This is a genomic window from Henriciella aquimarina (genome assembly GCF_002088975.1).
GTDB lineage: Bacteria > Pseudomonadota > Alphaproteobacteria > Caulobacterales > Hyphomonadaceae > Henriciella > Henriciella aquimarina.
Map to the genome: position 1 here is coordinate 1 of NZ_NCST01000011.1, position 6,713 is coordinate 6,713.

Here is a 6,713-nt window from a genome sequence, read left to right on the forward strand (position 1 = left end):
CCTTGTCGGCGCGGGCCTATCACCGCGTGCTCAAGGTCGCGCGCACCATTGCCGACCTCGATGGCAGCGATGCGGTCCACCGTGTCCATGTCGCCGAAGCGCTCAGCTATCGCCGCCGGCTGCCGGATGAAAAACCACCCGCAAACGCCACCTCCGGATCGCTCGCGCAATAGGCCCGGCGGTTAAGCGATTGATCAGCCTTTTCTGTCAGGACTGGCTGTCATGACCGACACGCCCGACGAAAACGGCAATCTGACGCCCGAACAGGCCTTTCTCGCCGCGACCAGCCACGAGATCCGCACCCCGCTCAACGGCATTCTGGGCACCGTCTCCCTACTGCTGGAAACCGATCTCGATCCAGCCCAGAAGGAATATGTCGAAGCCATCCGCCTGTCCGGCTCGCGCCTGCTCGACCTGCTCAACAATGTGCTCGACTTCGCGCGTCTGGACACCGGCACCCTCGAGCTCGAACCCGAACAGTTCCGCGTCGCCGGCCTCGCCCGCGAGGTCACCGAACTGCTGTCGCCGCGCGCCCACAGCGCTGGCATAGACCTTGGTGTCCTGGTCCGCCCGGAAGTCCCCCTCCATGCCGTCGCCGATGCAGGAAAGATCCGCCAGATCCTGTTCAACCTGGTCGGCAACGCCATCAAGTTCACCGAGCAGGGCGGCGTCCTGGTCGATATTCACTACAGCGACGGGGCGCTCGTCTTTCACGTCATCGATACCGGCCCGGGCATCGGGGCCGGCGACCAGCAGCGCCTCTTCGAAGCCTTCCGCCAGACCTCGTCCGGCGACAGCCAGAAGGATGGCGGCGTCGGTCTCGGCCTCGCCATTGTCCGCCGGCTGGCCGAGGGGCTGGGCGGCTCGATCAGCCTGACGAGCGAACCCGGCCACGGGGCCTGTTTCATCGCCACCATCCCGGTCGAGGCGCTTGAGCCGTCACCCGCCGAAACGCGCCGGCTTAAAACACCCATGCGTGTCGTCTTTGCCGGCCTGCCAAACGCGACGGCCCTGTCGGCCTGGGGCATCCTCGCCCATGCCGGTGCCCACGTCTCGATTGCCGACAATGCCCAGCAGGCCCGCCGCGCCCATCCGGATGTGATCATTGCCGCCGCCGAGCTTTCGGAACGCTCGCTGCGCGCGCTGGTCAAGGCGGGGCCGACCCTGGTCGTCATGCGCCCCGGCGACCGCGGCCTGATGAGCCGGTTTCACGATATGGGCGCAGCCGGCTGGCTGGTCCGGCCGCTGCGCTATTCTTCCCTGCTTGAGCGCACCGAGCTCGCCGCGCGCGGGCGCAGCGCGCCGGAAGAGGCCACCGAAGAGAGCGCCGGCGGGCGCGTCGTCATCGCCGACGACAATCCGGTCAACACGCTGATTGCAAGGCGTGCCTTGGAATCGGCCGGTTTCTCCGTCAGTGTAGCCTCAACCGGCCGGGAAGCGATCGACCTTTGTGAGAGCGTCTCGCCAGACCTTGTCTTCATGGATTTGCGCATGCCGATCATGGATGGATACGACGCGATGAAAGCTCTGCGCCGCGCCGGCATGGAGATGCCCATCATCGCCATTTCCGCCGAAATCAACCCGGATATCGAACGCCGCGCCCGCACCGCCGGGGCCAGCGGGGTCGCCGGCAAGCCGCTTGACGCCGATGCGCTGCGCCGGCTGGCCACCAACTGGACGGCCAAACAGTCAGGCGCTGTATGACCAGTGCCACCGAGCCAGACAGCCGCCAGCGCAGCTTCGGCGAGACGCTGAAGGAATTCGCCAAGCCGAAAATGGCCATGATGCTGGTCCTCGGCTTTACCGCCGGCCTGCCCTTCCTGCTCTATTTCTCGACGCTATCGGTGTGGCTGAAGGAAAACGAGATCGACGAAGCCCTGATCGGCTTCTTCTCCTGGTTCGGGCTCGCCTACTCGTTCAAATTCGTCTGGGCGCCGCTGGTCGACCGGTTCAACCCGCCGGGCCTGGCGAAGATTTTCGGGCGCCGGCGCGCCTGGATCTTTGTCGCGCAGATCGGGGTGGCACTCGCCATGGTGGGGCTCGGCTTCACCAATCCTGCCGCCAGCCTCGGCGCCACCGCGCTCTTCTCCTTCCTGATCGCCTTCAGCTCGGCCACGCAGGACATCGGCATCGATGCCTGGCGCATCGAGGCGGCCGCCAATGATGACGAGCAGGCCACCCTCGCGGCCGCCTACCAGTATGGCTACAAGGTCGGCATGGTCCTCTCGGGCGGCGTGGCCCTGGTCATTGCCGGGGTCGCGAACTTCCCCGTCGCCTACTGGGCCATGGCCGCGACAATGGGACTCGGCGCGCTGGTGTTCGCCATCTGGGACCGCCGCTTCGGCATCCAGGCCGCCGCGGCCGCGGGCATCATCCTGCTCGCCGTCGGTCTGGCGGCCGCCTTCGGCGCCTTTGCCGGCATCTTCGAGGCGGGCGCGCTCTGGGCCGTCCTGCTGAGGGCGCTCTCCTGGCTCTTCTACGGCGTCACCGCCATCGGTGCCGTCGGCTTTGTCATCGCCGTCACCCTGGCCCTGCGCGACCGCCCGGAAGGCTCCGAGTTTTCATTCCGCGGGCTTATCCTCGGCCTCGGCTTCGCGGTGGCGGTCTTCCTCGGCGTCGCCGTCTTTGCCGCGCTGCTCGGTTTTGCCCTGCCGAAGCTTTTCGGCCTGCTCGGCATCGAGATGTCGAAGGGGGATGTCGCGAAGACGGCGATCTATATTGCCGCCGCCCCGATCCTCGCCTGCGCCATCTCCATCCCCTTCATCCGCCGCCTGAAAGCGGATGCGCCGGTGATGAGAAACCCGACCTTCGCGCCCTTCATCGACTTCTTCTGGCGCCATGGCTGGATCGCGCTGCTCATCCTGCTCTTCGTCTCGGCCTACCGCTTGAGCGACATCGTCATGGGCATCATGGCGAAACCCGCCTACACGCATATGGGCTATGACGCCGAAGCCATCGGCATTGTCAGCGGCACTTACGGGCCGTGGATCATCTTTGTGGGCGTCGCGCTCGCCGGGCTGTCAGCGCTCAAATTCGGCCTGCGCAACACGCTCGTCATCGGGGCGGTCGTCTCGGTGCTCGGCAATCTCACCTTTGCCTGGCTGGTCAACCAGTCTTCGGAGTCGCTCCTGCCGCTCTTCCTGGCGGTGACGGCGGACAATATTGCCGGCGGCTATGCCGGCACGGTCTTTGTCGCCTTCATGTCCACCATGGTCGCGAAATCCTTCGCCGGTACGCAGTATGCGATCTTCAGCTCGATCTACTCGCTGGGGCCGAAGCTCGTCGCGGGGACGTCCGGCGTCATGGTGGAGTTCTTCAGCGGCGGTGTGGACACCGAGGCGACGGTTGCCGGCTACTCGCAATTCTTCCTGTTTGCGGGCGCTCTCGGCGTACCGGCCATCATCCTGTCCTGGTTTGCCCACCGCATGAAGCCGGACCGGGAGTCGGTCTTCGACAATGCCCCGCCCCCGGTCGTTGCCGAGGGCAAGGCCTGAGCCTCCACGCACCCGGCCGGCTGACCGGGCGCTGGCGCCCTACTCGCCCGGCCGGTTATGGACCAGCTTGTCGATGTCGAAGGCGGCGAAGGTCGCCAGATTGACGATGTCCGAAACCGTGGCGCCAAGCGAGGCGATCTGAACCGGCTTCTCGAAGCCGAGCAGGATCGGCCCGAGCACCGTCGCACGGCTCATCGAGGTGAGCAGCTTGGTCGCGATGGCGGCGGAATGAATGGCCGGCATGACCAGCACGTTCGCCGCATCCGTCAGGCGCGAGAACGGGTACATCAGCTTGTGGCCAGGGTTCATCGCCACATCGACGGAGATGTCGCCTTCATATTCGAAGTCGATATCGTCGCGCGCATCGAGCATGGCGACCGCCTCGCGCACTTTCTCCATGCGCTCGCCCATCGGATTGCCGAAGGTGGAATAGGAGACAAAGGCCACGCGCGGCGTGAAGCCAAGACTGTTGACCGCGCTCGCGGCTTCCTCGGCAATCGAGACGAGGTCTTCGGCCAGCGGCAGTTCGGTGATCGAGGTATCGGCGATGAAGATCGTCTTGCCCTGGTTGATCACCATGGACATGCCGATGACCTGCTTGTCGTCGATCGGGTTGAGCACGGTCTGCACGTCCTTCAGGGCGACGTCGTAATTCCGCGTCACACCGGTCACCATGCCGTCGGCATCGCCGAATTTCAGCATGCAGGAGCCGAACACGTTTCGGTCCTGGTTGACGAGGCGCTGCACGTCGCGGCGCAGATAGCCCTGCCGGTTGAGCCGGTCATAGAGATAGTCGGTATATTCCGGATTGCGGTCCGACAGGCGCGCATTGATGATGTCGAGCGAGCCTTCCGGCACGCCCATCTGGTGCATGGCGCGGGTGACCTGCTCTTCGCGGCCGATCAGGATCGGATGGCCGAGCCCCTGATTCTTGAAGGAATAGGCCGCGCGGACAACCGACGGCTCCTCGCCTTCGGCAAACACGATCCGCGCACTCTTCTCGCGCACGGCCGCCTGAACGCCCTGAAGGAAGGACGCCGTCGGGTCGAGCCGGCGCGCCAGCATGCGGCGGTATTCGTCCATGTCCGGAATGGGCGTACGCGCCACACCGGTATCCATCGCCGCCTGCGCCACGAAGGGCGGAATGAAGCTGATCAGGCGCGGGTCGAACGGGGTCGGGATGATATAGTCGCGGCCGAATTGCGGGCGCGAGCCGTGATAGGCGGCGGCCACTTCGTCGGGCACGTCTTCACGCGCCAGTTCGGCGAGCGCCTGGGCGGCGGCGACCTTCATCTCTTCATTGATCGAGCGGGCCCGCACATCCAGCGCGCCGCGGAAGATGTAGGGGAAGCCGAGGACATTGTTGACCTGGTTGGGATAGTCCGACCGCCCCGTCGCGATGATCGCGTCGTCGCGCACCTGCTTGATGTCTTCCGGCGTGATCTCCGGGTCGGGATTGGCCATGGCGAAGATGATCGGATTCTTCGCCATCTTCGAGACCATGTCCTGATTGACCGCGCCCTTCACCGACAGGCCGAGGAAGACGTCCGCGCCGTCCATGGCTTCGGCCAGCGTGCGCTTCTCGGTCTTGACCGCAAAGGCGGACTTGAACTGGTCCATCTTTTCCGAGCGGCCCTCATAGACGACACCCGAGGAGTCGCACATCAGGATGTTCTCGGCCTTCACGCCGAGATGGCGGATCAGGCCCGCACAGGACAGCCCGGCCGCGCCGGCGCCCGAAATGGCGACCTTCACGTCTTCCAGATTGCGGCCCGTGATGTGGCAGGCATTGATCAGGCCGGCCGCGGCAATGATGGCCGTGCCGTGCTGGTCGTCATGGAAGACCGGAATGTCGAGTTCTTCGCGCAGCCGGCTTTCGATGATGAAACATTCCGGCGAGGCGATGTCTTCCAGATTGATGCCGCCGAAGGTCGGGCCGATATTGCGCACCGTGTTGATGATCTCTTCGGTATCGGTCGACATCACCTCGATATCGATGGAGTCGACATCGGCAAAGCGCTTGAACAGGACCGACTTGCCTTCCATGACCGGCTTCGACGCCATGGCGCCGAGATTGCCGAGGCCGAGAATGGCGGTGCCGTTCGAGATCACGGCGACCATATTGCCCTTCGAGGTATACTCGAAGGCGAGATCCTCGTTTTCAGCAATGGCCTTGACCGGGATGGCCACGCCGGGGCTATAGGCCAGCGACAGGTCGCGCTGGGTCGCCATCGGCTTGGTCGGGGTAACCGACAGCTTGCCGGGCTGGGGATGGCTGTGGAATTCGAGCGCTTCCTTGTCGGTGAATGTCGGGCGCTTGGACGTCATTGCGGTGAGCCTTCAGGATATTTTCAGATTATTTTTTGCTTTGGACTTCGGGCCACCTCTAAGCCGCTCCGTGTGGGGCGACAACCCGCTTCCGCCTGCTTATTTCCATTGCAGCACAGCTATGCGAATCCCTTAATCATGACGCCATGCCGGACACGCAGACCATGACCCAGCCCGACAAGGCCCCGACGCCCTTCATGGCGCAGTATCTCGAGATCAAGGCGAGGCACGAGGATGCCCTGCTCTTTTTCCGTATGGGCGACTTCTACGAACTCTTCTTCGAGGACGCCGTGCGCGCCTCGGAAATCCTCGACATCACCCTTACCGCGCGGGGCGAACACAAGGGCGAGCCGATCCCCATGGCCGGTGTGCCCTATCATGCCTCCGAGGCCTATCTCGCCCGGCTCATCAAGGCCGGCGAACGCGTCGCCGTCTGCGAACAGACCGAAAGCCCGGCGGAAGCCAAGAAGCGCGGCTCCAAGTCGATTGTCAGCCGCGACGTCGTGCGCATCGTCACGCCCGGCACGATCACCGAAGACACGATCCTGCCCGCCCGGCAGGGCCAGGCGCTCGTCGCCATCGCCTTTTCAGGCGGCGGGGCGGATGCGGCGATGGCCGCCTGCGACGTCTCCACCGGGGCCTTCGAGATCCGCCCACTGGCGCCCGAAGCCATCGGCGAACGGCTCTCGGCCCTGCCGATGAGCGAGCTGCTGGTCACCGAAGAAGACGAGGCCCGCCCGCTGGTGCGCCAGGCGCTGGCGGCCTTCCGCACACCGATCACGCGGCGTCCGAAACGCGCGGCCTCTGCCAATGCGGGGGAAAAGGCGCTGAAGGCGGTCTACAAGGTCGCCGCGCTCGATGCTTTTGGCAGCTTTACCAAGGCGGAACTCG

Annotated in this window: 5 protein-coding genes; 4 read left to right on the forward strand and 1 reads right to left on the reverse strand. The window is 64.9% G+C overall.

Going from position 1 to position 6,713, the window contains the following annotated elements; all coding sequences use genetic code 11:
• The first annotated feature begins 2 nt into the window (after positions 1-2).
• Genes B8784_RS01030 through B8784_RS01040 form a run of 3 tightly spaced genes read left to right on the forward strand, consistent with a single transcriptional unit; the run spans position 3 to position 3,494 of the window.
• Positions 3-173: a magnesium chelatase subunit ChlI family protein gene (locus B8784_RS01030; protein ID WP_407646449.1), complete on the forward strand. Its 171-nt coding sequence runs from the start codon at positions 3-5 to the stop codon at positions 171-173.
• A 49-nt stretch (positions 174-222) separates the two neighbouring features.
• On the forward strand, positions 223-1,704 hold the full coding sequence (locus B8784_RS01035; protein ID WP_084395768.1) for an ATP-binding protein: 1,482 nt from the start codon (positions 223-225) through the stop codon (positions 1,702-1,704).
• Complete coding sequence (locus tag B8784_RS01040) at positions 1,701-3,494, forward strand: AmpG family muropeptide MFS transporter (RefSeq protein ID WP_084395769.1); 1,794 nt, start codon at positions 1,701-1,703, stop codon at positions 3,492-3,494. The genes B8784_RS01035 and B8784_RS01040 overlap by 4 nt, the downstream gene beginning before the upstream one ends.
• Before the next feature lie 39 nt (positions 3,495-3,533).
• Here B8784_RS01040 and B8784_RS01045 read toward each other — a convergent pair whose 3' ends face one another.
• A complete protein-coding gene (locus B8784_RS01045; protein ID WP_084395770.1) occupies positions 3,534-5,822 on the reverse strand; it encodes an NADP-dependent malic enzyme in 2,289 nt (762 codons plus the stop codon).
• A 146-nt stretch (positions 5,823-5,968) separates the two neighbouring features.
• On the opposite strand from B8784_RS01045, the gene B8784_RS01050 reads away from it, so the two are divergent.
• Positions 5,969-6,713, forward strand: a 745-nt coding sequence (locus B8784_RS01050; protein ID WP_456077612.1) for a MutS N-terminal domain-containing protein, incomplete at its 3' end; no start/stop codon positions are given.